The organism is Kitasatospora sp. NPDC127116 (genome assembly GCF_042677365.1).
GTDB classification, from domain to species: Bacteria; Actinomycetota; Actinomycetes; order Streptomycetales; family Streptomycetaceae; genus Kitasatospora; species Kitasatospora lactacystinica.
This window is the reverse complement of the sequence record NZ_JBHXTL010000051.1, coordinates 19525-44878: the sequence shown is the minus strand read 5'-3', so window position 1 is coordinate 44878 and position 25354 is coordinate 19525. Positions and strand designations below refer to the sequence as shown.

The 25354-nt window shown below is 73.5% G+C and carries 12 protein-coding genes and 1 pseudogene; 7 read left to right on the top strand and 6 right to left on the bottom strand.

What is annotated here, in order from left to right:
- Positions 1-170 precede the first annotated feature (170 nt).
- Both ACFVHV_RS21280 and ACFVHV_RS21275 read right to left on the bottom strand, forming a co-directional pair.
- Positions 171-1160: an aldo/keto reductase gene (locus ACFVHV_RS21280; protein WP_359897219.1), complete on the bottom strand. Its 990-nt coding sequence runs from the start codon at positions 1158-1160 to the stop codon at positions 171-173.
- A 261-nt stretch (positions 1161-1421) separates the two neighbouring features.
- Entirely contained in the window at positions 1422-2939 is a 1518-nt protein-coding gene (locus tag ACFVHV_RS21275; RefSeq protein ID WP_380352702.1) for a glycosyltransferase family 2 protein, read from the bottom strand.
- 340 nt (positions 2940-3279) lie between these two features.
- Between ACFVHV_RS21275 and ACFVHV_RS21270 the strand changes: the two genes are divergently transcribed.
- The 3 genes from ACFVHV_RS21270 (at position 3280) to ACFVHV_RS21260 (ending at position 14974) form a co-directional block, all read left to right on the top strand.
- Positions 3280-3870: an RICIN domain-containing protein gene (locus ACFVHV_RS21270; RefSeq protein ID WP_359897223.1), complete on the top strand. Its 591-nt coding sequence runs from the start codon at positions 3280-3282 to the stop codon at positions 3868-3870.
- A gap of 353 nt (positions 3871-4223) precedes the next feature.
- Complete coding sequence (locus tag ACFVHV_RS21265; RefSeq protein ID WP_380352700.1) at positions 4224-9434, top strand: amino acid adenylation domain-containing protein; 5211 nt, start codon at positions 4224-4226, stop codon at positions 9432-9434.
- Positions 9431-14974, top strand: coding sequence for an amino acid adenylation domain-containing protein (locus ACFVHV_RS21260; RefSeq protein ID WP_380352698.1), 5544 nt, complete (start codon positions 9431-9433; stop codon positions 14972-14974). The genes ACFVHV_RS21265 and ACFVHV_RS21260 overlap by 4 nt, the downstream gene beginning before the upstream one ends.
- Before the next feature lie 661 nt (positions 14975-15635).
- Here ACFVHV_RS21260 and ACFVHV_RS21255 read toward each other — a convergent pair.
- The gene (locus ACFVHV_RS21255) at positions 15636-16559 is read right to left on the bottom strand and encodes an ArsR/SmtB family transcription factor (RefSeq protein WP_380352696.1); all 924 of its coding nucleotides are present in this window, start codon (positions 16557-16559) and stop codon (positions 15636-15638) included.
- A 769-nt stretch (positions 16560-17328) separates the two neighbouring features.
- Here ACFVHV_RS21255 and ACFVHV_RS21250 point away from each other — a divergent pair.
- From ACFVHV_RS21250 to ACFVHV_RS21235, 4 genes are all read left to right on the top strand, one after another.
- On the top strand, positions 17329-18279 hold the full coding sequence (locus ACFVHV_RS21250; RefSeq protein ID WP_359897231.1) for a cytochrome P450: 951 nt from the start codon (positions 17329-17331) through the stop codon (positions 18277-18279).
- Positions 18276-19442, top strand: a complete 1167-nt coding sequence (locus ACFVHV_RS21245) for a cytochrome P450 (RefSeq protein WP_380352694.1) — start codon at positions 18276-18278, stop codon at positions 19440-19442. Before ACFVHV_RS21250 ends, ACFVHV_RS21245 begins: the two co-directional genes overlap by 4 nt.
- A 74-nt stretch (positions 19443-19516) precedes the next feature.
- Positions 19517-20752, top strand: a complete 1236-nt coding sequence (locus tag ACFVHV_RS21240; RefSeq protein WP_359897233.1) for an MFS transporter — start codon at positions 19517-19519, stop codon at positions 20750-20752.
- A 45-nt stretch (positions 20753-20797) separates the two neighbouring features.
- Positions 20798-22597 (top strand): prolyl oligopeptidase family serine peptidase, encoded by a 1800-nt coding sequence (locus tag ACFVHV_RS21235; RefSeq protein ID WP_380352692.1) that lies wholly within the window; start codon positions 20798-20800, stop codon positions 22595-22597.
- A gap of 3 nt (positions 22598-22600) precedes the next feature.
- Here ACFVHV_RS21235 and ACFVHV_RS21230 read toward each other — a convergent pair whose 3' ends face one another.
- The 3 genes and pseudogenes from ACFVHV_RS21230 to ACFVHV_RS21220 form a co-directional block, all read right to left on the bottom strand.
- Positions 22601-23416, bottom strand: coding sequence for a response regulator transcription factor (locus tag ACFVHV_RS21230; protein ID WP_380352690.1), 816 nt, complete (start codon positions 23414-23416; stop codon positions 22601-22603).
- Positions 23417-23493: 77 nt separating this feature from the next.
- A pseudogene (locus ACFVHV_RS21225) lies at positions 23494-23747 on the bottom strand (chitinase); the annotation flags it as partial.
- A gap of 80 nt (positions 23748-23827) precedes the next feature.
- Positions 23828-25339: a phosphodiester glycosidase family protein gene (locus ACFVHV_RS21220; protein WP_380352688.1), complete on the bottom strand. Its 1512-nt coding sequence runs from the start codon at positions 25337-25339 to the stop codon at positions 23828-23830.
- Positions 25340-25354: the final 15 nt, after the last annotated feature.

The following is a 25354-nucleotide window of genomic DNA, read 5'->3' as shown; positions in this document are numbered from 1 at the left end:
GTGAAGACGTGTCGCGCGCACGCAGAATGCAGTGGAGGCAATGGGGGAGGATGATCCCAGGAACCACTGGGCTTGATTCAAGCCTAGTCGCCGCCGACATGATTCGCAGCCGTACGGTAACCGTTCCGTCACGGCTGCGGCCCTCAACACCGTGCCGTCGGGCCGGTCGGTCAGCGGTTCACCGCCCGCATGCCGTCCTCGTCGTAGCGTTCGCCCGCCACTTCGGGCAGCTCGGCGTCGATGCGGGCCAGGTCGTCCGCGGTGAGCTCGACGTCGACGGCGCCCGCGTTCTGGTCCAGGTAGGCGCGGCGCTTGGTGCCGGGGATCGGCACGAGGTCCTCGCCGCGGGCCAGGACCCAGGCGATCGCCAGCTGGGCCGGGGTGACGTCCTTCTCCGCGGCGATCTCCTTCACCTTCTCCGCGAGCTTGAGGTTGGCCGCCAGATTGGCCCTGGTGAAGCGCGGGTTGGTGCGGCGGAAGTCGTCCTGGTCCAGTTCGTCCGGGGAGCTGAAACGGCCCGCGAGGAAGCCGCGGCCGAGCGGGGAGTACGGCACGAAGCCGATGCCGAGTTCCCGGCAGGCGGGGAGCACCTCGGCCTCCACGTCCCGCGTCCAGAGCGAGTACTCGCTCTGGACGGCGGTGACCGGGTGGACGGCGTGGGCGCGGCGGATGGTCTCCGCGCTCGCCTCGCTCAGCCCGATGTGGCGGACCTTGCCCTCGGCGACCAGTTCGCCGAGGGCGCCGACGGTCTCCTCGATGGGCACGTCCGGGTCGACCCGGTGCTGGTAGTACAGGTCGATGCGGTCGGTGCCGAGCCGCGCGAGTGAACCGTGGACGGATTCGCGGACGTGCTCGGCGGAGCCGTCCTGGCGGCCCACGGTCGACATGTCGCCCGGTACGGCGCCGTCCATCCGGTAGTTGAACTTCGTGGCGATCACGTACTCGTCGCGGTGACCCCGGACGGCCTCGCCGACCAGGGACTCGTTGGTGAGCGGTCCGTAGACCTGTGCCGTGTCGAGGAAGGTGATGCCGAGGTCGAGGGCGTGCCGGATGGTCGCGGTGGCCTCGTCCTGGTCAGCCGTGCCGTAGAAGGCGGACATCCCCATGCAGCCGAGGCCGATGGCCGACACCCGGAGGTCCCGCAGACTGCGCTGTCGCACGTGAGCTTCCCTTCGTCTCGTCCCTGCTCGTCCGTGCCGTGGCCCGGCGCCGTCGTGGCGCCCCGGTCCGCGCGACCGGTCGGCCCCGTCTCCTGGGAGAGGACCCTACGGTGCCGGTGCCCTCCGGAGGCGGACCGGCACGGCCGGACGCGGGCACCCGTGGGGTGGGCGCGTCGACGGCGACCCCGGCCGGTCCGGTCGGCGGGTCCGGTCGGCGGGGCGAATGCGCCGACCGGGCGAGCGGGGCGTTCCCGGAACCCGTCAGGCCGTCGACGAGACGCCGTCGGCCGGTTCGCCGGCGGCACCGGTCGGCCGGCCGTCGGCGTGCCCCTGGCCGACGTGCGGGGTCTTCTCCCAGCTGAACGGGGAGAACGCCAGCTGGTGGACCGCCCGCCAGGCCGCGATCGACCACAGCACCGAGTAGAGCGGGGCGAAGACCGCGGGCCACCCGCTCAGGTCGGCCCGCCGGGCGGCCGCGAAGGTGATGCCGACCCGCGCGACGATCGACACCCCCTGGGCGACCAGCACCGGTGCCAGTAGCCCGGCACCGAACGACGACGGGAACAGGCCCGACACGGCGAGCACGGTGAGGGCGGCCGTCACCGGCAGGACCAGGGCGGTCACCGGGGCGCTCGCGACCACACCGAGCAGCACGAGCAGCCCCGAGGCGCGGAACCGGCGCAGGGTCCGGAGTGGGCGGCGGGTGTGCACGATCGCCGTCATCAGGAAGCCCTTGAACCAACGGGTGCGCTGGCGGACGAACGGCCCCGGCACGTCGAGGGCCTCCTCCCAGGTCACCGTCTCGATCATCTCGGTGCGGTAGCCGAGCGCCGCGCAGCGCATGCCGAGGTCGGCGTCCTCGGTGACGTTCCAGGCGTCCCAGCCGCCGAGCGTGCGGAGGGTGTCGGTGCGGAAGTGGTTGCTGGTGCCGCCGAGGGGGATCGGCATGCCGAGCCGCACCAGCCCGGGCATCGAGAACCGGAAACGCAGGGCGTACTCCATGGCGAACTGCCGGGTCAGCCAGTTCACCTCGGCGTTGTGGAAGAGCAGTTGTGCCTGGACACAGGCCAGCCGGTCGTCGGCCGAGGCGAACCGGGCGGCGACGCGGCGCAGTTGGAGGGGGTCCGGCCGGTCCTCGGCATCGAAGATCACCAGAAGCTCGCCGCGGGCCAGCATCAGCCCCAGGTTCACGGCCCGGGGCTTCGTCTGCGGAGGACCGGGCGGCAGGCGCACGATCCGGACGAAGGCGGGCGGATCGGCGGCGAGCACCGCCCGGATCGTGTCGGGGTCGTGCCGTTCCACCAGGACGAGCACCTCCAGCCGGTCCGGCGGGTAGTCCAGCGCGGCCAGGTGCCGGACCAGGGCGCCGATCACCCCGGCCTCCCGGTAGGCGGGCACCACCACGGTGTAGAACGGGAGGTCCGCGTCCGCGAGCGGCGGTTCCTCCGGGGTCCCGCGGCGTCCGCCGCTCAGCAGCCCGGCCACCGCGACCACCGCGTGCAGCAGGCTGTAGGCCGTCGCCAGTGTCGTCAGCAGCAGGAGCGCGACCATGGGCGCGACCACCACCGCCGCCAGGGCGCAGACCGCCCCGGCCGCGAGCGCCACCAGCTGCCAGCGGGCGAATCCGGACCTCGCCGCGAACTCCGGATGCCGGCGGGCGAACCCGTTGGCCATCTCGTCGGCCACCTCCGCCGACCGCTCCTCCAGGACCCGGTCCTGCGCCTCGGCCCCACCGCGCGCCAGTGCCTCGACCACGTCCACTTCGACGAACCCCGCCATGCCTCCCCCTCCTCGTCCCACCGGTGACCACCGGTTCGATGATCATCGGAAGTATCCCGTGTCCGCGGACCGGCGCCGGACCGGCGTCAGGGGCGGACGCCGCCGGCTACGACGTCTCCTGATTCCCCGTCAGGATCTGCCTGGGCCGCTCACCTCTATTGACCCGGATCACCGGCGCCTTTCGGTCGCGCAATCATTTTCGGCCGTAATCGAATCCTTGACGGTTCGCGCCGCATTCGACCCCCCTATCCTCGTGCCCGATCGCAGCTCTGTCGGAGCCAGGCGATACACGCACGGAATTCCCGCCCAAACCGCCCACGATGGGGGAATCCTCATGCCGATGCCCAAAGCCGCCCGCTTTCTTGCCGCCGCCGGTGTCGCGGCGCTGCTCCCGCTCTCCTTCGCGTCCAACGCGCACGCGGCCACGTACCTGCAAACCGTTGCGCTCGAGAACGTCACCACGGGGAAGTGCGCCGACCTGCCGGGCTACGGCTGGAACCCGCTCGACACCCGGGTCGGCCAGTACAACTGCAGCTACGGCGTGTACGACAACCAGATGTGGAACCTGGAGCAGACCCGCACCGTCGACGGGCGGCCCCTGTACCGGTTCGCCAACGCCAAGAGCGGCTACTGCCTCGACCTGCCCGACTACGGCGCCGCCCCGGCCGGCGCCCCCGTGTCCGTCTACACCTGCAACTCCGACCCCGCGAACGACAACCAGGAGTGGTACCTCGTCGACGTGGTCGGCAACGGGGGCTACGAGATCGTCAACTACCGGAACGGCCTCTGCCTGGACGTGGCCGGCTGGGCCGGCGACGGAAGCGACCGGGCCAACGACCTGCCCCTGACCGTCTACCCCTGCTACGACAGTTCGTGGCACGGCGGCGTCTACGACGGCTACGACGACCACATCTGGCGTTTCGCCGGCTGATCCCGCGCCAACCCGTCGACCCCGCACGCTCCTTGCGAAGCGTGCGGGGTCGGCACCACGCGTTCGCGCAGCGGCGTCCCGGTCGAGGGGGAGCGGCGCTGACAAGTCGATCACAGCTATGGACCCCACCGGAGACGGCAAAGTACGGTGGGCGCGTCGCCGGAGGCCCGCCCCGAAACGCCTTCGAGCCGACCTTTCCCGGGCTGCCCGACCGCACACGGCAGCAGCCCGCACGCAGCATCGGCAATGACAACCGACCAGCGCTCAAAAGGCGTTTGCACCGAAAACCCGACGGACGTGGCTCCGGTGCAGTGGCACGTTCATGTGGGGGATCGACAATGACGTCGGCGAGCATGTCCGAAACCGGCCGGGTTCATCGGGCTTTCGAGGAACAGGCGAGACGGACCCCGGACCACATCGCCGTGGTGGCGCAGTCGGTCCGGACCACGTACTCGGAGCTCGACCGCAGGGCCGCCGCCGTGGCCCGCGAGTTGCGCCGCCTGGGCGTCGGGCGGGGTTCGCTGGTGGGGGTCTGCCTGGACCGCGACGAGTGGCTGATCCCGGCGCTGCTGGGGGTCTGGAAGGCCGGTGCGGCCTACGTGCCGCTGGATCCGGCCCACCCGGCGGACCGCCTGGAGTTCATCGCCACGGACGCCGGGATCTCCCACCTGGTCTCCTCGTCGGCCGTCCTCGGGCGCCACGGGGACGGCCGCCGGGCTGCCGGCGTCGACCTGCTGCTCGTCGAGACGGTGGTCCCGGGCGCCGACGACCGCGCCGCCCTCGACATGTCCGGCGAGCCGACGGACGCCGCGTACGTGATGTACACCTCGGGCTCGACCGGCCGGCCCAAGGGCGTGGTGGTCGAGCACCGCAACGTGACGGCCCTGCTGCGGTGGGAGTCGTCCGTGTACTCGGCCGGCGAACTCCGCGGGATGCTGGCCGCGACGTCCGTCTGTTTCGACCCGTCGGTGACCCAGTTGTTCCTCCCGCTGCTCGGCGGCGGGACGGTGATCCTGGCCGAGAACCTGCTCGCGCTGCCTGCCCTGCCCGCGCGGGACCAGGTCACGATGGTCTACGGGACGCCGTCCGTACTGGCCGCGCTCGTGCGTGAGCCGCTGCCGCCGGGCGTGCGCACCGTCCGCGCGGGCGGGGAACCGCTCACCCGGGCCCTGGCGGACCGGATCTACGCCAACGCCGGCGTACGACGGGTCGTCCAGAGCTACGGCCCGACCGAATGCACCGTCAGCTGCGTGACCCACGAGGTGCCCAGGGCCGGGCGGGAGGAGCCGCCGATCGGGTCGCCCTACGCGCAGAGCGGCCTCTCGATACGTGACGGCGCCGGGAACCCGCTCGGCGACGGCGAGGTCGGCGAACTCTGGGTGTCCGGTCCGCTGGTCAGCAGGGGCTATCTGGCCCGGCCGGAGCTGACGGCCGAACGGTTCGTCACGGATGCGGCCGGAGTCCGGCACTACCGGACCGGCGACCTGGTCAGGCGGGCGGACGGGCTCCACCACTTCGCCGGGCGGGTCGACGACCAGGTGAAGGTCCGCGGCTTCCGGATCGAGCCGGGCGAGGTCCAGGCGACGCTCGCGGGGCACCCGGCCGTCCAGCACGCCGTGGTGCTGGCGCCGGCCGACGCGGACGGCACCCGGCAGCTGTTGGCCTACGCGGAGTCGGCCGACCGGACGCTCACCGAGGCGCGGCTGCGTGCCTGGCTCCGGGACAGGCTGCCGGACCACCTGGTGCCGTCCCGGATCGCCGTCCTCGACCGCCTGCCCGTCGGTCCGACCGGCAAGGCCGATCGCGCCGCACTGGCCGCGGTGGAGTTCGGCCGCGGGGTCGACACCGAGTACGTGGCCCCGCGCACCGACACCGAGCAGCGGATCACGGAGGTCGTCGCCGGTGCCCTCGGTCTGGCGGATGTCGGCATCCACGACGACTTCGGCGCGCTCGGCGGCCACTCCCTGGCGGCCGCTCGCGTCTGTGCCGTCCTGGGCCGCGACTTCGGAACGACCGTCCCGCTGGCGGGCTTCCTCGCCGCGCCCACCGTCGCCGGACTCGCCTCGCTGCTGCGAGCCCGGTCGGCCGACGGCTCGGGCACCGGGCCGGAGCCCGCGCTGGTCCGTCACACAGGGCGGGACACGTACCCGCTGACGTCCGCGCAGCAGGGGATGTGGCTGCTGCGGCAGGTCAGTTCCGCCGAGCGCGCCACGACCATCGCCTTCCGACTGGGCCTGCGCGGACTGCCGGGCACGGCGCGGCTACGGGCCGCGTTGGACGCGGTGGTCGAGCGGCACGAGGTGCTGCGCAGCGTCGTGCCGGCCGGCGTCGTGGCGGACGCCGCGGGCCGGGGAGTGGACGCCGCGGGTCAGGCAGTGGACGACGAACCGGTCGCGCTGGTCCGCCCGCCGGCCCCGGTGCCGTTCGAGGAGCACGATCTCAGGGGAGCGCCCGAGGCGGAGCGGGCGAGCAGGGCGGCCGAGCTGACTCGCGCGGCCGCGGGCCACGCGTTCGACCTCGCCACCGAGACACCGCTCCTCAGGGCCACCCTGCTCCGGCTCGACGACGACACCGCCGAACTGGTCGTCGTGACCGACCACGTGGCGTTCGACGGCTGGTCGATCGGCGTCCTGATGTCGGAGCTGGTCGGCATCCCGGGTGGTGGGGAGGACCACGGGTCGGGCAGCGGCCCGGACATCACGCCGCCGCCCGTACAGGTCGGCGACATCGCGCTGCACGAACGCGCGCTGGCCGCCGGGCCCGACCGGGTCGAGGAGTTGCGGGCCTTCTGGGCCCGGGAGCTGGCGGACGCCGTCCCGCCGCACGACCTCCTCTCCGCCGGGCCCGCCGGGCGCGCCGAGCCCGCCGGCCCCGGTCGACTGGTCGGCGAACGGCTGGCCCGTCCCCTCGACGCCGAGACGGCGGCGATGCTGCGCGAGCTCGCGGCCGACTGCGGAGCCACTCCGTTCTCGACCTTCCTGACCGCGCTCGGTGTGCTGGTCGCCGGCCTCACCGGCCGGTCCGACGTCGTCCTGGGCGCAGCCGTGGCGCACCGGGCGCACCCCGAGCTGGAGGCGGTCGTCGGGCCACTGGTCGGCATCATGCCGATCAGGCTGAGGCTGGCGGAGGGACTGTCCTTCCGGAGCGCCGTCGGCCGTGCCTCCGCCACGACTGCCCGCGTCATGGACCATCCGGGGTTCACCGTGCAGGACGCCTTCGAGGCGGCCGGCGTCGAACACCCCCGGGGAACGATCGGCACCCCGGTCGTGCTGTCGCTCCAGCCGGCCGGCCTCCCGGTGGCGGTGGAGCGCGACGGCGTCCGGCTGGAGCTGCTCGGCGAGGTGAGCAGCGGCGGAACGCAGGCGGCGCTGACCGTGTTCGTCAACGAGACGGTGCGGGGGCCCGAGCTCCAGATCGAGTACGACGTGGACCGGTTCGGCCCGGCCGACGCCGAGGCGTTCGCCGACCGGCTGCTCCGGGTCCTGCGCGCCGCGGCGGCCGATCCGGACCTTCCGCTGTCGGCCCTGGAGTTGGTGAGCGGAGCGGAGAAGGCCGCTCTGCTCGCCGCCGGCACCGGAGTCCCGCTGCCGGTCGACGGTCCGCGGACGGTGGTGGCGGCCGTTCTCGACCAGGCCGCCCGGCGGCCGACCTCGGTGGCCGCCTCCGACTCGGCCGGCGAACTCACCTACGCGGAACTGGCCGAACGGTCCCGGCGAGTGGCCGCGGCCCTGCTCGCGAGGAGAGCGGCCGAGCCCGCGGCAGGACCGGCGGCGGCATTCACCGTGGGGGTCTGCCTTCCCCGCGACCGGTACCTGCCCGCCGCCCTGCTCGGCGTCCTGCGAGCCGGTGCGGCCTACGTTCCCCTGGAACCGGACCAGCCCACCGAACGGCTGCGCGGCCAACTCGCCGACTCCGGGGCGACCGTCGTCGTCGCCGCCGAGGAGACCCTCGCGCTGGCCGGCGAGCTCGGCGAATCGGTCGGCGTCGGCGTCCTCGACCTGGGCGGCCTGCCCGACCCCGGACCCACGAGGCTGCCCGAGGCGGCGCCCGAGGATCTGGCGTACGGGCTGTACACCTCCGGTTCGACCGGCCGGCCCAAGGGTGTGGAGGTCACTCACGCCAGCCTGGCGGCCTTCGTGGCCGCGATGCGGATCAGGCCGGGCGTCCGGCCCGACGACGTGATGCTGGGTCTCACGTCACCGGCCTTCGACGTGTTCGGGTTCGAACTCTGGGTCAGTCTGGCCTGCGGACTCCGGCTGGCGGTGCTGGACCGCAAGGCCGCGGTCGACGGGTATGCCGTCGCGCGGTCCATCGACCGGGCCGGGGTGACGTTGATGACCGCCACGCCGACCACGCTCCGGATGCTGGTCGCCGCCGAGTGGTCGGCCCCAGGGGTGCGCGTCGTCAGCATCGGCGAGCCGATGGACCCCGGGCTGGCGCGCGAACTCCTGGCGCGGACAGGCGAATTGTGGAATGCCTACGGGCCCACCGAGAGCACGGTCTACTCGACCGTGGCGCGGGTGGAGACTCCCGTCGGCGAGGCGGTGCCGATCGGCCGCCCCTTGGCCGGGGAGACGGCCTACGTGCTGGACGCCATGGGCCGGCTGGTGCCGCCGGGAGTCACCGGAGAGCTGTGGATCGGCGGTGCGGGCGTCGCCCGGGGCTACCGGAACCGGCCCGAGGCGACCGCGGCGGCGTTCACCGCGGATCCGTTCACGCCGGGCGGACGGCGCTACCGGACCGGTGATCTGGCCCGCTGGCGGCCATGGGGATCCCCCCGGCCGGTGGGGGCACCTCCCGGCCTCCCCCAGCCTTCGGCCGGGGGGACCCCCATGGCCGGGGGCGCCGGGGGAGGCACCCTCGAATTCCTGGGCCGCCGCGACCAGCAGGTGAAGCTGCGCGGCCACCGGATCGAACTCGGCGAGATCGAGACCGCCCTGCGCGCGGAGCCGGCGGTCGTGGACGCGGCCGTCGTGCTCCTCGGCGACGGAGCCGACGCCCACCTGGTCGGCTACCTCGCGGTGGACCCCTCGGCGGTGACCGCGGACGCCTTCGGCACGCCCGCGGTGGAGGAGCGCCTGCACACCCGTCTCCCGGACCACATGGTGCCCCGGCGGTGGGTCGTGCTCGACGCCCTGCCCCTGACGGCCTCGGGCAAGGTGAACCGGGGCGCCCTCCCGGCGCCCGGTCGCGAAACCGGCCGCGAACAGGTCGCCCCGCGCACCGATGCCGAGCTGCTGGTGGCCGAGGTGTGGGAGACCGTCCTCGGGGCCACCGAAGTCGGTGCGCACGACGACTTCTTCGCGATCGGCGGGCATTCGCTGGCGGCCACCCGGGTCGCGGGCCGGCTGATGGCGGCGCTGGACTTCGCGCTGCCGGTGCGGCTGCTGTTCGAGCACCCGGTCCTGGCCGACTTCGCCGCCGCGCTGGAGGCCCTGCTGCTGGCCGACCTCGCCGAATCGGCCGACCTTGCCGAATCGGCCGACCCGGCCGGCCTCGACGACCCGGCCGACCCGGCCGAACCCGCCCGCCCGGCCTCCGGCACCGGCGGCGGTGCCGCATGACCGAGGTGTCCGCCGAGCGGCGGGACCCCCGGCTCACCAACGCGCTGCGCGCCCGGCTCGCCTCGGCCCGCCGCACCGCGGTCCGCGGCACCCCGGCGATACCCGCCCGCCCGGACGCGGGTGCTCCGGCCCCGCTGTCGGCCGCACAGACCCGGCTGTGGTTCCTCACCCAGCTGGATCCGGAGAGCACCGCCTACCACATCCCGGTCGCCCTGCACCTGCACGGACCCCTGGACCGTGCGGCGCTGCTGGGGGCGGTGCGCGATCTCGCCGAGAGGCACCAGGTCCTTCGGAGCCTGATCGTCGAGACCGACGGCGAGCCGGCGGCAGTGGCAGGCCCGGCGGACGCGGTACCGCTGGCCGAGGCCGATCTGACCGGGCCGGGCGAGCGGGAGTCGCTGGACCGCCGCCTGACCGAGGACCTGCGCCGGCCGTTCGACCTGGCCGTGGAACCGCCCCTGCGGGCGGTGCTGCTCCGGCTCGGCACCGACGAGCACGTCCTGGCACTGACGGTCCACCACATCGCCTTCGACGCCTGGTCGAGGACGGTGGCGGTGGCGGAACTGGCGGCACTCTACTCGGCGCGGCTCGGGCTGGCCGAGTCTCCCGCACCGCCACCGGTCCAGTACGCGGACTACGCGCACTGGCTCTCCCGGCGGCCGGAGGACGGGGACCGGGCGGAGACCGACCTGGCCTGGTGGGTCCGTGCGCTGTCCGGTCTGGAGCCGGTCCTGGACCTGCCCACCGACCTGCCCCGCCCACCGATCGCGGAACGGGCGGGCGCGGAAGTGCCGGTGGTCCTTCCGGCCGCCCTGACCGCCAAGGTGCGCGGGCGGGCCGCCGAAACCGGCTGCACGCCGTTCATGGTGCTCCTCGCGGTCTGGCAGGAGCTGCTGGCCCGGCTGTCGGGCGTCGACGACGTGCCGGTCGGCGTGCCCGAGGCGGGACGACGGCACCCCGACACCGAGCACACCATCGGCTTCTTCATCAACACCCTGACCATGCGGACCGACCTGTCCGGCGGGCCGAGCGGCCGGGAGCTGCTGACCCGGGTGCGCGACGCGGCCCTGGAGGCCTTCGCCCGCACCGAGGTCCCGTTCGAGCGGATCGTGGACCGGCTGCGCCCGGCTCGCGACCTCTCCACCACGCCGATCTTCCAGGTCCTCCTCAACGTGATCGACACCCCGACGGCGGCGCCGCGCTTCCCGGGCCTGACGGCGAGGGTCTTCGCACCGCCGGCGACGACGGCCAAGTACGAACTGAACCTGGCGTTCGCGGCCACCTCCTCGAACGGCACCGGCGACACCTACGAGGGGTCGCTGATCTACCGCACCGACCTCTTCGAGCGGCACACCGCGCAGCGGATCACCGAGTGGTACGCGGTCCTGCTGGACGGTGTGCTGTCCGATCTCGACCGCCCCGTGCGCGAGGTGGCCGTGGAACCGGTGGACGGACCGCTGCTGTCCGGGCCGCGCCGGCAGTTCGACCTGGAGCAGCCGCTGCACGGTCTGGTCGAGCGCTGGGCGGCCGAACGGCCCGACGCGACGGCAGTCGTGGGCCCCGACGGCGAACTCACCTACGGACAGCTGGACCGGCGGGCGAACCGGCTCGCGCACCGGCTGCTCGCGGCCGGAGTCGGACCGCAGGAACCGGTCGCCGTCCTGGCCGACCGCCGGACACCGCTCGTGGTCGCCCTGCTCGCCACGCTCAAAGCCGGCGCGATCTACCTGCCGCTCGACCCCGCGTACCCGGACGACCGGCTGGCCGACATCCTGTCGACGGCGGGTGCGCGGGTCGTCCTCGCGGAACGGGAGTTCGCGCGGCGCCTCCCGGGACGCGGCGCGGACACTGCGGGCACCCCCGCGGAGCTGCTGCTCCTCGACGGTCCGCCCACCCTGGAAACGCCACACGACCAGCCCGGAGGAGCACCCGGCGTGGCCGTCGATCCGACCGCGCCGGCCTACCTGGTCTTCACCTCGGGCTCGACCGGCCGCCCCAAGGGCGTCACCGTCGAGCACCGGCAGATCGTGCACTACCTGCACGCGGTGACGGAGCGACTGACCGGCTGCGGTGTCGAGGGGGGCGCGTTCGCCCTGGTGTCGACCCACGCGGCGGACCTCGGCATGACCAACCTCTTCGGCGCGCTGGCCACCGGCGGCACGGTGCACCTGGTGGACCGCGAGGTGGCCACCGACCCGCAGGCGTACGGGGAGTACCTGGAGGCGCACCCGGTCGACGCGGTCAAGATGGTGCCGAGCCACCTCGAACTGCTCGCCGCCCACGGGGACCTCGGCCGCGTGCTGCCCCGCAAGCTGCTCATCCTCGCGGGAGAGGCCTGCTCCTGGGACCTGGTGGCCAGGATCCGGACCGCGCGGCCCGAGCTGTCCGTGCAGGTGCACTACGGCCCCACCGAGACCACGGTGTCCGTGCTCGGCTGCGCCGTGGAGGAGACCCCGCCGGCCCGGCGTTCGGGGACGGTTCCGATCGGCCGGCCACTGGCCGACGTGGACTGCTACGTGGTCGACCCCGGCGGCCGGCCGCTGCCCGCCGGGGTGCCCGGCGAGCTGTGGATCGGCGGGCCGAGCGTGGCGCGCGGGTACTTCGGCCGCCCCGACCTCACCGACGAGCGCTTCGTCCCCGACCCGGTGACCGGCACCTCGCGGTGCTACCGCTCCGGGGACCGGGTCCGGCTGACCACGACCGGACTGTTCGAGTTCCTCGGCCGGATCGACGACCAGGTCAAGATCCGCGGCTTCCGGGTGGAACCGGGCGAGGTGGCCGCCGCGCTGCGCGACCTGCCCGAGATCGCCGAAGCGGTGGTGCTGCCGGTCGGCGAGGCCCGTGCCAGGCGGCTCGCCGCCTGGGTGACCCCCGCGGCGCCGGCGACCGGCGTGGACGTCGCGCGCGTGCGCACCGCGTTGCGCGAGCGACTGCCCGACTACATGGTGCCCACGGCGATCGTCGTGCTCCCCGCGCTGCCGCTCAACCCCAACGGAAAGGTGGACAGATCGGCCCTGCCCGCCCCCGAGCCGGCGGCGAGTACCGAGCACATCGCCCCGAGCACGCCGACCGAGCTGCGCGTCGCACAGGCCTGGGCACAGGTCCTCGACCTGGACGCCCCCGACGGCATCGGCGTCGACGACGACTTCTTCGCCCTGGGCGGGGACTCCTTCCGGGCCGTGCGCGCCGTCCGGGCGATCGACCCGACGCTCCGGGTGATCGACCTGTTCACCCGGCCGACCGTGCGCGAGCTGGCCGCGTTCCTCGACGCGGCACAGGCGGACGGGCCCGGCGGTGAGCGCCGCCTGCTGCACCGGCTGGCGGGCCCCCCGCCCGGCCGGCTCCCGACCGTCACCGTGGTGTGCCTCCCCTACGGCGGCGGTTCGGCCGCCGCCTACGGTCCGCTCGCCACGGAACTGGCCAAGGCGATCCCCGGCGCGGCCGTGCTGGCGGTGGAACCGCCGGGACACGACCCGGCGAGGCCGGACGAGCCGCTGCTCCCGCTCACCGTGCTGATCGACCGGGTCGTCGCCGAGCTGGCCGAGGCGGCCCGCCCGGCCCCGGGGACGGGCGGCCGGGTCAGCCCGGTGGCGGTGTACGGCCACTGCGTCGGCTCGGCCGCGGCCACCGAACTGGCGCTGCGTCTGGAAGCCGAAGGCGTCCCGGTGACGGGCCTGCTGGTCGGCGGGAGCTTTCCCGGCGCGCGGCTGCCGGGGCGTCTGTCGACCTGGCTGCGCAGCAGGTTCCCGGCCACCCGCTGGACGTCGGACCGGGCCTACCGGGACTTCCTGCGCACCCTCGGCGGCATGGACGACGACGGCGACGGCGACGGGGAAGCGGCCGAAGCGGCACAGCGGACCATGCTGCGCGCCCTGCGGCACGACGTGGACCAGGCGCAGGGCTGGTTCACCCGTGAACTGACCAGGGCGGACGCCCGCAGGCTACGGGCCCCGGTGCTCTGCGTGATCGGCGAACGCGACCGGTCCACCGAGCTCTACGAGGAGCGGTTCACGGAGTGGGGAGCCTTCGCCGACCGGGTGGAGCTGGCCACCCTCCCCAGAGCGGGCCACTACTTCCTCAAGCACCAGGCCGCCCAACTCGCCGCGCTGATCGGCGAGCGGCTCGGCGCCTGGGCCGGCGGCCTGCTGCCCGAGCGGATCGCCGACGTCACGGTCGTCGGCCGGACGGCGCGACACGACCTCAGGAAGTTCTACGTCGTCGCCGCGGGCCAGACCGTCTCGCTGATCGGCAGCGCGCTGACCTCGTTCGCCCTCGGCGTCTGGGCCTACCAGCGCAGCGGGCGGGTCCTCGACTACGCGCTGATCAGCATGCTCGCCATGCTCCCGGCGATCGTCGCGGCGCCGCTGGGCGGCGCGGTGGCGGACCGGATCGACCGCCGCCGGGTCATGCTCACCTGCGACGCCGTCTCCTCGACCGCCACGGTGTCCCTGGTGGCCGCGCTGTGGAGCGGCAGCCTGGCGCTCTGGCAGGTCGGCCTGATCGTGGGCGTCATGTCGCTGGTGACCGCGTTCCGGCGACCGGCCTACCTGGCCGCCGTCGCCCAGCTCGTCCCCAAGCCGTACCTGGTGCAGGCCAACGGGCTGGCCAACCTCGGTGCCGGACTGGGGACGCTGATCGCCCCGCTGGCCGGCGGCGCGCTGATCGGGCTGGTCGGCCTGCCCTGGGTGGTGGCCGTGGACGTCGCGTCGTTCCTCGTCGGCCTGGCCGCGCTGCTGTGGGTGCGCTTCCCCGACCGGCTCTTCCGGCGGCAGAAGGAGTCCTTCGCCCGGACCGTCGTCGGCGGCTGGCGGTTCCTGATCCGGCGGCGTCCGCTGATGATCATGATCGTGTTCTTCATGGTGGAGAACTACCTGGGCACCCTCGCGGTGACGCTGACGGTCCCGAGCGTGCTCTCCTTCAGCGGCACCACGGCGGTGGGCGTGGTCACCGCGGTCGGCGGCGCGGGTGCCGTGGCGGGCAGCCTGATCGTGGCGGTGTGGGGCGGCACCGCGCGGCGGGCGACCGGCATGGTGGGGTTCGTGAGCGGCGTCGGCCTGGGCGTCGTCCTGGTCGGCCTGCGTCCGTCGGTGACGCTGGCGGCCGTGGGAGCACTCGTCTGGTGGGCGTCCATGAGCATCCTCAACGCGCACTGGCTGGCCATCATCCAGCTCAAGGTCGGCCCGGAGCTCCAGGGCCGGGTGCTCGCCACCAACCAGATGCTCGCCGTCGCCATGACCCCGCTGGCCTTCCTCACCGCCCCGCCCCTCGCCGGGTACTTCTCCGGCCTGCTGAACCCGGGAGGGGCGCTGGCAGGCACCGTGGGACGAGCCCTCGGCACCGGGCCGGGCCGCGGCACCGGCCTGCTCCTCGTCACCTGCGGACTGCTGCTGATCGCCTGGGCCGTCCTGGGCCTGCGCCACCGCCCCTTGCGGTACATGGAGGACGAACTGCCGGACGCCGTCGCCGGTGCGGAGATCGCCGAGGACCTCGACGTTGTGCAGGCCGCGGCCGACCGCGCCCTGCCCGGCGGGGCGCGGTGACCGGGTCGGCCGCGACGGCCGGGGCGCCCATCAGGTCGTGAAGGCTTCGCGGAGCGGACCGGTGAAGGCGGGCCCGGAGGATCCCTCCTCGCTGGACGCGCTCGGCCGCGAACCGGGCCCACAGCGGTTCGACCAGGCATGACGGCAGGACAGGCACGAGCCCCCGGTGGTCACGGAGCGTAGAGACCTCCATGATCACCCGGGCTCGTGCCTGATCTTTTCTCCGCAGCCGTGGGCGGCGGTGCCGGAAGGCCGTCCGTGACCGAACCGTGTGGCGGCTCGTTGTCGGGACACGAGACTGGATGGCCGGTGACCGAGCGTCCCGCGCGCGACAGGGGCGCGGCTGCGCGCACCGTCCGTCCCGCACGAACAACGTTCCGTCCACCCGGCACGATCGCCTCCGCTCCGCGAGAAATGGGTCGTGGTCGAACCTTCGCGTACGCGCACGCCCGGGTGGCATCAGCCTCCGTGGCACGCGTCATCACCCGCACGGGCGCGATCGAGGCCGTTTGGAGGGGGTCGTCGGCCCGGCGACGCCCCGCCCGGCCGCTGCGTACCGCATTCCGTCCATCCGTCGGTCGGCTTCGGATCACGCATCCGACGGCTCTCCGTGCTTCCACGGCGGCCGTGCCATCGAAGATCCGGGCTGCGCCGGAGGCGGCTACGCCGGACGGTCCGCCGCCGGGCGGCATCCGCCGACGAGCTCGGTGCCCAGCGGGGTGATGCTGTGGAGCACGGAGGTGCCCTGGCGGCGGGTGATGACGAGGCCGGCCGCGCGCAGGACGGCGGCGTGCTGGCTGGCCGCGGCGGGGGTGACGCCGAGTCGCCGGCCGAGTTCGCTGGTGGTGGTGCCGGTGGCGATGGCTTCCAGCGCGGCGGCGCGGGTGCGGCCCAGCAGTGAGGGCAGGGCGGTGTCCCCCTCCGTCTGCATCCCCCGGACCGTGGTCCGGAAGGACACCGCGTCGAGTGCGACGGGGAAGGCCAGTTGGAGTGGCTGGTCGCGTGCCGCACAGCTGCGGTGGCTGTCGACGTTGGGCCAGAGGAAGAAGGACGGTGCCAGCAGCAGGCCTTGACCGTCCAGCCGGATCTCGGCGGCGTCGGCGGATGGGATCTCCAGTACGGGGGAGTGCCAGCGGACGGACGGGTGGAGCGTCGCCAGGAGGCCCTCGACCCCCTGTTCGGCCATGATCCTGCGGCGGATGGCGATCTCGCCGTGCACGGCGGCCGAGATGCGCTGCCAGAACGGGGCGACGGCGATGTCGTGGTAGGCCCGGAACGCCATGCTCATCCGGTCGAGTGCCGCGTGGTCGGCCTCGGCCAGGTCGTGCATCCATTCCGGTAGTGCGCGTGACGATCCGAGTGCGGCCAGTTCGGCGGCGATCCGCTCGGGTTCCGCGCGGAGCCGGGCGAGACCCTCGTCGAGGGTTCGGGTACCGCGTACCGTGGTGAGGAACTCCGGCCGGCCCATCGGCGCGTCGGGCGGCAGCAGATCGAGCAGCGGGCCCATGATCTCGCGGGAGAACCGGGACCGGACGAGCGCGCGCCACGGTCCGTAGGCGGACGCCTGGTCGCGACGCTGGAGCACACGGACGCTGTTCGCCGTTTCGGCGAGCGGATCCGGAGTGAGCGCGATTCGTACCCGTGAAAGATCATCGGAAGTCAAATGGACCCGCAACACTGGCTCCCCCTGTGCTATCGCCGGTGATTGCCTTCCGGGTCAGCTTCGTCAGGGTGATCGTTCCTGTCCAGTGTTTTGACGAAAGTGCCGTCCCCCGTCCGGAGCCGATCTTCATGGATGTGAATAAATGGCGAGTGCGATGACGGTAAAGGGAGCGTATTGCACAGCTCGGTGCGGTAGACGCTGTTGGCCGTGGTTTGTCCGGTTTGCCTCGAAGGGAACCGGACCGATCGCCGAATCCCCGATTCTCCACGGCTTTTAAGCGTGGATTGAACGTCCTCGACAACCCGGGGCGGCCGGGCGAGGGTAGTGGTGGCTGCCACCGCAGCGATAGGAATCCCGGCCACAGGGGGAGGCTGACATGCGTTACAACTACTGAGATTAACTAATTGATGCGGCCCAGGTCATGCACCTGGGCCGCATGTCAGCATTGCTGCCGCCGGTTCGTGAGGAATGCATGATGCTCGATTATGACCCGCTTTCAGCGGACGTGATTGCCGACCCGTATCCGGTTTACTCCGAACTGCGTTCGGCCGCCCCGGTGTTCTGGAGCGAACGGCTCGGATCGTGGGTACTGACCTCGTACGAAGACTGCCGTGCCGTCATCGGCGACACCGGGACGTTCGCGAGCGACTGGCGTCGCGCGGGCCATGACGAGAGCGGTGCGACGCCGTCCATGCAGTCGCTCGATCCGCCGGAGCACACGCCCGTCCGGAGGCTGTTCACCCTCGCCTATCGCGCACAGGACCTCGACGGCATCGGGATCCGGGCCACCGAGGCCGCGCGCGCCGTCTTCGAACAGCTGGCGGACGCGCCCGGGTTCGACTTCACCGCCCAGGTGGCCAGGCCGGTGGCGCTCCGTGCGGTCTGCGAGCTGCTGGGGGTGGAACCGCCCCCGGTGGCGAGCTTCGCCGAGCTGTCCGACGCGCTGGTCCGCGGCATGGACGCGGGTCTCGTTCCCGACGTGCTGGAACCGGCACTCGCCGCCCGGGTGGAGATCACGCGGCTGCTCGCCGAGTGGGCCGCCGCGGAGCCGAAGCCCGGCCTGGTCGCGGACGTGCTCGCCGGCGCCCGGAGCGCCGGCGTCCCGGACGACGAGGTCTGGAGCAACGTCCGGGTGCTGTTCCTGGCCGGCTTCAGCACCACCGTGGCCGCGGCCGTGAACGCGGTGCTCGCGCTGCTCCGGCACCCCGAGGCGCTCGGCCGGATGCGCGCGCCCGGCGTGCTGGAGACCGGGGTGGACGAACTCCTGCGCTATGACGGCCCGGTGCAGGGCACCACCCGGGCCTGTGTCACCAGGACGGAGATCGGCGGGGTGACGATCGAGCGCGGTGACCTGGTCATGGCGCTCTTCGGCGCGGCCAACCGTGATCCCGCGCGCTTCGAGGCCCCGGACGAACTCCGGGTGGACCGGACGAAGAACCGGCACCTCTCGCTGGGCTGGGGCCCGCACGCCTGCACCGGCGCGTCGCTCGCCCGCATCGTCATCCGGTCACTGGTGACCGCACTGCTCGACGCGCCGGCCGCCCCCCGGCTCGCCGGCGCCCCCTGGCGGGCTCCCCGGGCGACCCTGCGCTACCCCGACCGGCTGCCGATGACCTTCCTCCCCGTGGAGCATGACGCGTGAGCATCGAGACGAGCGCCTACCACCCGCTGGACCCGGCCGTCCACGCCGACCCGTACCCCGCCTACGCGGCCATGCGCCGCACCGGCGGCCCCTGTTGGAACGAGCGGTTGAACGGCTGGCTGGTCACCTCCTACCGGGACTGCCGGCAGGTGCTGCGGGACCACGAGACCTTTGCCGCCGACTGGCGGCGGGCCGGTGAGAGCATGCCGGACAGCGCGCTCAGCATCCACCATCTCGACCCGCCCGAGCACAGCCTGGTCGCCGGCCTGATCGCGAGCACCCTGCGGCCGCTCAGCTCACCGGAGTTCGCGGCGCGGGTGCGCGTCACCGTCGACGAGCTGCTCGACAGCCTGCCGCCCGGGCCGGTGGACCTGATCGGTTCCTTCACAGTGCCGCTGTCCCGCTGGTTCGTCCCCAGCGCCATGGGACTGCCGGAGTTCGAACCCGAGGTCATGGAACCGATCGCGGCGGCGATCATGCGCGCCATGGACGCCGGGCTGGTGCCCGAGGCCGGCAAGCCGGGAGCGGCCGCGCGCCAGAAGCTGACCGGCATGCTGAAGTCCTGGATCGACGACATGGAGCCCGGCGCCCCGCTGCGGAACCTGCTGGACGACGCCCGCCGGGCCGGCCTGCCCGAGCTGATGACGATCAACTCGCTGCGCACCCTGGTGGTCAACGCCTTCAGCTCCGTCCCCGGATCGCTGGGCAACTCGCTGTACGCGCTGGCGCGCCACCGCATCCCGCTGAAGGAGCACCTGGGCACGCCGGGAGTGCTCGACGGCACGGCCCCCCAGGAGCTTTTCCGCTACGACACCCCGCTGCAGGCGACCACCCGGCTGTGCGTCACCGACACCACGCTGTCCGGCGCCGACATCCGGCGCGGGCAGGACGTCGTGGTGTTCTTCGGCGCGGCCAACCGGGACCCGGAGCGGTTCCCGGAGCCCGACCGGATCGCGCTGGACCGAACTCCCAACGGGCACCTGGCTTTCGGCTATGGTGCGCATGCCTGCGCCGGGTCGATGCTCTCGAAGCTCCTGCTCGGCGAGGTGCTCCAGGCCCTGGCCCGCCGCGGCGCGTCCCTCCGGCTGGCGGACGAGGTCACCCGCCATCCGTACGCCACCATCCGGTCGCTCGCCGCGCTGCCGGTGGAGATCTCCGGCTGAGTGCCGGCCGACAGCCGACCGAGTTCGGCCCGAGTGCAGGCCGAGTTCCGACTGAGGAGAGGGGAGCCGCCCCCGTGAGCAGCACAGGCCGCTACCGCGACGCGCTCGCCGTGGCGGAGTTCCGCGCGATCTTCGCCGCCCATGTGGTCTCGGTCACCGGCATGGTCATCGCGAACTTCGCGCTGACCGTGCTCATCTACGCCAGAACCGGATCGCCGCTGCTGTCGGCACTGGTCTTCACCGTCACCTTCGCCCCGTACCTGGTCGCGGGGACGCTGCTGAACGCGCTGACCGACCGCCTGCCGATCCGACGGCTGCTGGTCTGGTGCAACCTGGCCTCCGCAGCGCTCACCGCGGTGATGGCCGTCCCCGGGACCCCGGTGGTGATGCTGCTGGCACTCGCGTTCGGGCGCGGCCTGATCGCCCCGGTGATCGCCGGGGCGCGCGCGGCCACCCTTCCCGATGTGGTGCCCGGGCCGGCCTTCGTGCCGGCCCGCAGCCTGCTGCGACTGGTGTCGCAGAGCGCGCTGCTCGGGGGCACGGCGGTGGCCGGCGTGCTGCTCACCGGCGTCTCGGCGCCCGGCGTGCTGATCGGGAACGCCGCCTGCTTCGCGGTCTCGGCCGCGCTGCTCAGGTTCGGCACCGTGGAACGCCGCCCCGAGGACACCGCCGAACGCCCGTCCCTGATCCGGGATTCGATCGGCGGCATGGGCGCGATGTTCCGGGTCCGACCGCTGCGGAGGGTCCTCCTGCTCAGCTGGGCCGTCCCCGCGCTGGGCGTGGCCGCCGAGGCGCTCGCCGTCCCGTACACCGGGAGCGTGCACGCCGGGAGCCTCGGCGCCGGCCTCTTCCTGTCCGCCGTCCCGGCCGGCGCCGTGCTCGGCGAGGTGCTCACCAACACCCTGGCCGACGCGGGCCGGCAGGTCCGGCTGGTCGGCTGGGCCGCCGCCACCGTCTTCGCGCCGATGCTGGTGTTCGTCCTCCACCCGCCGCTGGCCATCGCCCTGCCACTGCTCGTGGTGAGCGGCCTCGGTTTCGCCCACCACCTCGGCCTGGACCGGCTGCTGATGGACGTCGCCCCGGAGGAACTGCGCGGCCGGGCGCTCAACCTCCAGTCCACCGGCCTGATGTTCTGGCAGGGCCTCGGGTTCGCCGCGGCCGGTGCGGCCGCCCAGTTCCTCGGCGCGGCCCAGGTCATCGCGCTCGCCGGCTGCTGCGGCCTGCTCTGCGTCGCCTGCCTGATCGGGCCCGGACCCGCCCGCCGACCGGAACACCGCACCGACGCCCCCGTCACCGCTGCCTCGGAGTGAAGAGTTGATCGACCACGAGCCCGTCATCCGCCTCGGAGTGAAGAGTTGACCGATCACGAGCCCGTCATCGACCAGGAACGGTGGAAGGCCAGGTTCCGGGCGGCCCGGGTCGGCCTGCCGGAATGGGCCGCGGACGCCCCGGCCCGCAGCTTCCACCGCTCAAACGCCTCGGGAACCTGGGAGATCCACGCCCGGGACGAAAGCACCGGCACGGCCCGGCAGGTGACCCACCGGGCGAACGGAACCCTCACGGCGGCCATCGACCCGGCCGGCGACTGGCTGTGGTGGTTCGCCGACGCCGACGGCGGTGAGTACGGCGTCTGGATGCGCCAGCCGTTCGACGGCGGCGACGACGAACCGGCCGTCCCGGGCCTGGAACCGGCCTACCCGGCGGGTCTGGCCCTGGGATCGAGCGGTCTGGCGGTCGTCGGCGGTACGGTCCGCGGCGGAACCACCATCCACCTCTGCGTCCCCGGGAAGAGCCCGACGGTCCTCTACCGGCACGAGCAGGACGCCTGGGTCGCCGCGCTGTCCCGGGACGAGTCGCTCATCGCGATCGGGCACAGCGAGGCGGGGGACAGCCGGCACCCGGCCGTGCGGGTGCTGCGCCCGGACGGAACCGTGGTGGCCGACCTCGCGGACGGGCCCGGCCTGGGCGTGCGGGCCGGAGCCTTCTCCCCGGCCCCGTCCCCGTCCCCGGGCGAGGCGTTCCTGCTGGTGGAGCACGAGCGGCGCGGCCGCCCCGAACCCCTGCTCTGGGACGTCCTGACCGGCCGGCAGGAGGAGATCGTCCTCGACCTGCCCGGTGAGCTGACCGCCTCCTGGTACCCGGACGGCTCCGCCCTCCTGATCACCCACACCCACCACGCCCGTCACCAGCTCTACCGCTACGACCTCGCGCACAAGGAGCTGACCCGCCTGCCCACCCCGCGTGGCGTCATCGCGGGCGCGGCGGCCCGGCCGGACGGCACCGTGGCGTTCGCCTGGACCGACGCGGCCTCGCCACCGGTCATCCGCTCGACGTCCGGATCGGTGCTCCTCACCCCGCCGGGTCCGACACCGCCCTCCTCCGTCCCCGTGGAGGACCTCTGGGTCGACGGACCGGGCGGCCCGATCCACGTGCTGATCTCCCGGCCGCCCGGCGGCGGTGAGCAGCCCCACCCCTGCCTCTTCGACGTGCACGGCGGCCCCGCGGGCTGGAACGACGACTCGTACAACCCGCCCGCCGCCGTCTGGGTGGACCAGGGATTCCTGGTCGTGCACCTCAACTTCCGCGGCTCGACCGGCTACGGCTCGCAGTGGCGCGACGCGATCGAGGGCCGCCCCGGACTGACCGAGCTAGAGGACGTCCACGCGGTGCGCGACCGCCTGGTGGCCGACGGGATCGCCGACCCGGCCCGGATGGTGCTCTCCGGCCGGTCCTGGGGCGGCTACCTCACCCTGCTGGGCCTCGGCCTGCGGCCCGAGGCCTGGACGCTCGGGTTCGCCGACGCGCCGATCGCGGACTACCTCACCGCCTACCGGGACGAGACGGAGATGCTCCGGGCGTACGACCGCTCGCTCTTCGGCGGATCCCCGGACGAGGTGCCCGAGCGGTACCGGCGGTCCTCCCCGCTCAGTTACGCCGAGCGGGTCCGCGCCCCCGTCATGATCCTGGCCGGGGAGAACGATCCCCGCTGCCCGATCCGGCAGATCGACCGGTACGTCGAACGGCTGGGCGAACTGGGCAAGGAGTGCCGGGTGTACCGGTACGACGCCGGTCACGGCTCGCTGGTCGCGGAGGAGCGGATCCGGCAGACCATCGAGATGATCGACTTCGTCGGCACGCACATCACCACGTCGTGATGTTCAGGGCAGTTCGCCTCGCCGCTCGTACGTCCACACCGCGAGCTGCGTGCGCGAGGTGAACCCCAACTTGCCCAGGATGCGTTCGACGTGGTTCTCCGCGGTGCGCTGGGCGATCGTGAGGCGGGCCGCGATGTCCTTGTTGGTGAGGCCTTCGGCGACCAGTTCCGCGACCTGGCTCTCGCGCTTCGTCAGTCCCGGCACCCCGGCCGACTCGTCCAGGACGTAGGCCAGTGCCTCGTCCACGGTGGTGCGCGCTCCGCGGCGGAACTCACGGTCGAAGGCGGCGACTCCCAGTGCCTCCCGTACCTCGGCGTCCAGGCGCAGGTGCTGCGTGCGCATGAACGGTGCCGCGCCGAGCCGCCCGCCCAGCGACTCCCACAACAGGTGCAGCACACCCAGGAGCCGGGCCGCGCGCCGCGGGGCGTCCCGGGCGCTCCAGGCGATGACCTCCACGCACATGGCCACGTCCCACCAGTCCTGGAAGGGGCGCAGCCGGGCGATGGCCGCCCCGGCCCGCGCGGTCGCGTCGGCGGGTTCGCCCGCGCGCAGGGCCAGCAGTGCGCGGGCGAGCAGGGCCATCCCGTGCAGCCAGGACTCGCCGTGTGCGAGGGCGGCCGCCTCGACCTCGCCGCACGCCTCGGCGGCCGCGGCGGCCTCGCCCCCGTAGGCGTGCGCGATGGCGAACTTGACCCGGCACTCGAGCGCCGCGTCGAGGCAGCCCAGCTCGCGGAAATCGGTGCGCGCCCGCGCGAACAGCTCGGCGGCGTTCGCGAAGTCCCCGCGCCAGACGGCGAGGATCCCGTGGTGGTGCCGCACCCACGCCGACTCGCGCCGGTGCCCCCCGTGCCCGGCCGCTTCCCGCGGACCGGCCAGGTCCCGATGGGCCTCGGGGCTCAGCAGCTCAGGTTGTTGCCCGGTACGGTGCCGAGCAGTTGGGTGAAGCGCTGGTAGGCGTTGATCCGGCTCTGCACCTGTGCGGGGGCATGGTGCCCGGCCCGTTCTGGGTGTTCCAGTACCAGAGCGCGGTCTTCCAGGCGACCGCCGGATCGGTCCGCACCAGGTTGGGGTGGCGCAGCAGGTCGATGCCGAGGGCGTCGCCGGCCGCCTTGTAGCTGAAGTTCCAGCTCAGCTGGATCGGGCCGCGGCCGGGGACGCGGCGCCGGGGCGGCGAGTGGCCCTCCCGCCGGCCGGGCCGACGAGAGGGCCGGGGTGGGCCGGGGTGCGGGCCTACTTGGCGAGGCCGTAGCCGCCGACCGCGGCGTACACGGTGTCGGCGACGTGACGCGGCGCGGAGTCGGTGGTGGTGGTGACGGGCGGTTCGCTGCCGTTCTGGTCGCGCAGGTTGAGGGTGGTCGAGCCGCCGCCGTCCATGTTGACGGCGTCGACCAGGTTGAGCGCCTTGAGCAGCTGGGCGAGCTCGCTGCGGGTGGCCCCGGCGGCGAGGGGCGCGGGGCCGCCCTTCTGTCCCTCGACGGTGACGAAGAAGAGGTGGCCGAAGCCGTCCGCGCCGCCGGCGGTGCGCCAGGCCCGCGCGGTGTCACCGGGCACCTGGTAGACGACCGTGGCGTCGCGGATCAGGACGTCGCCGACGGGGGTGGCGTACATCGCCGGGTCGATCGGCCGCTCGACGGCGCCGGCCGGGGCGCGGCCGAACCAGGTGTCGGCGACGGTGTCGCCGAAGCGGGTGTCGGTGACCACCGTGTGCAGGCTGACCGGCCTGCCGGCGCAGGCGTTGTCCCAGAGCCAGGCCGCGCCGTCGCCGGTGCCCTCCAGGGCCCGTCCGCCGGGCGGCACGTCGTGGCCGCCGCGCGGGGCGTCGGAGACGATGCCGCCGGCGGTGGCGCCGGGGCGGAAGCAGGCGGTGGCGACGCCCGCCGCGTTGAACAGCACCTCGACGCCCGGGTCGTCGTCCGTGGTGGTGGCGGTCTGCTTGAGCAGGTCGGCGGCCGGCGTCCTCGCCCCGAACTCGGGGGTGAACTCGACGATCTCCGACGGGTCGAAGCAGACGCCGCCGGCGACCGTCACGTCCGTGTTGGCGGGGTCGGTGTTGCGCAGGCAGTGGCCGGCCCGGCCGGGGAGCCGGTTGACGCCGTCGACCTTGCGGCTGACGGTGGCGTCGTCGGAGAGCCGCACGGTGAGCGCGGTGCCGAGCTCGGTGATGTACGGGCGGCCGTTCTGCAGCATCAGCACGGAGTTGGCGGGGCGCAGCCCGACGGCCTTGCCGGTGACGGGGTCGTAGGCGTAGCGGCCTCCGCCGGCCTCGCTGAGCAGCCGCCCGTTCTTCATCGAGGTGCCGCCGAGGTCGCCGAGGTAGATCCGGGCGGTCTGGTCCAGGACCACGCCGTCGTCGAAGTAGCCGCCGTTGACCCCGAGGTAGGGGCGACGGCTGGTCACGCCGGTGGTCTGCTCCAGCATCTCCTGGACGGTCTGCGTGGTGTACATGCCCTGCCCGATCGAGCCGTCGAAGGTGATCGGGGCCCGGTTCGGGTCGATGTCCATGACGTTGACCGTCCACGTGCGGTCGGCGTCCTGGTAGACGGTGCGGGTGATCCCGGGGAAGGGCGTGGTGGCCTCGGCCTGGGCGAGGGTGATGGCGCCCAGGACGATGTCGCCCGGGTTGGTGTCGCCGGTCGCCGCGCCGGCCAGGCCGCTGCCGGGGACGGCGAGGACGGAGGCCGTCAGGCCGAGGGCGGTGGCGGTCCGGATCGCGGCGGCCCGCCGGACGAGGGTGTGCTTCATGAGGGGGCTCCCGGT

Bases quoted from the DNA above. Each gene is read 5' to 3' on its own strand.
- ACFVHV_RS21260 (WP_380352698.1), top strand. From the start codon at position 9,431: ATGACCGAGGTGTCCGCCGAGCGGCGGGACCCCCGGCTCACCAACGCG.
- ACFVHV_RS21265 (WP_380352700.1), top strand. From the start codon at position 4,224: ATGTCCGAAACCGGCCGGGTTCATCGGGCTTTCGAGGAACAGGCGAGA.
- ACFVHV_RS21220 (WP_380352688.1), bottom strand. From the start codon at position 25,339: ATGAAGCACACCCTCGTCCGGCGGGCCGCCGCGATCCGGACCGCCACC.
- ACFVHV_RS21270 (WP_359897223.1), top strand. From the start codon at position 3,280: ATGCCCAAAGCCGCCCGCTTTCTTGCCGCCGCCGGTGTCGCGGCGCTG.
- ACFVHV_RS21275 (WP_380352702.1), bottom strand. From the start codon at position 2,939: ATGGCGGGGTTCGTCGAAGTGGACGTGGTCGAGGCACTGGCGCGCGGT.
- ACFVHV_RS21250 (WP_359897231.1), top strand. From the start codon at position 17,329: ATGCAGTCGCTCGATCCGCCGGAGCACACGCCCGTCCGGAGGCTGTTC.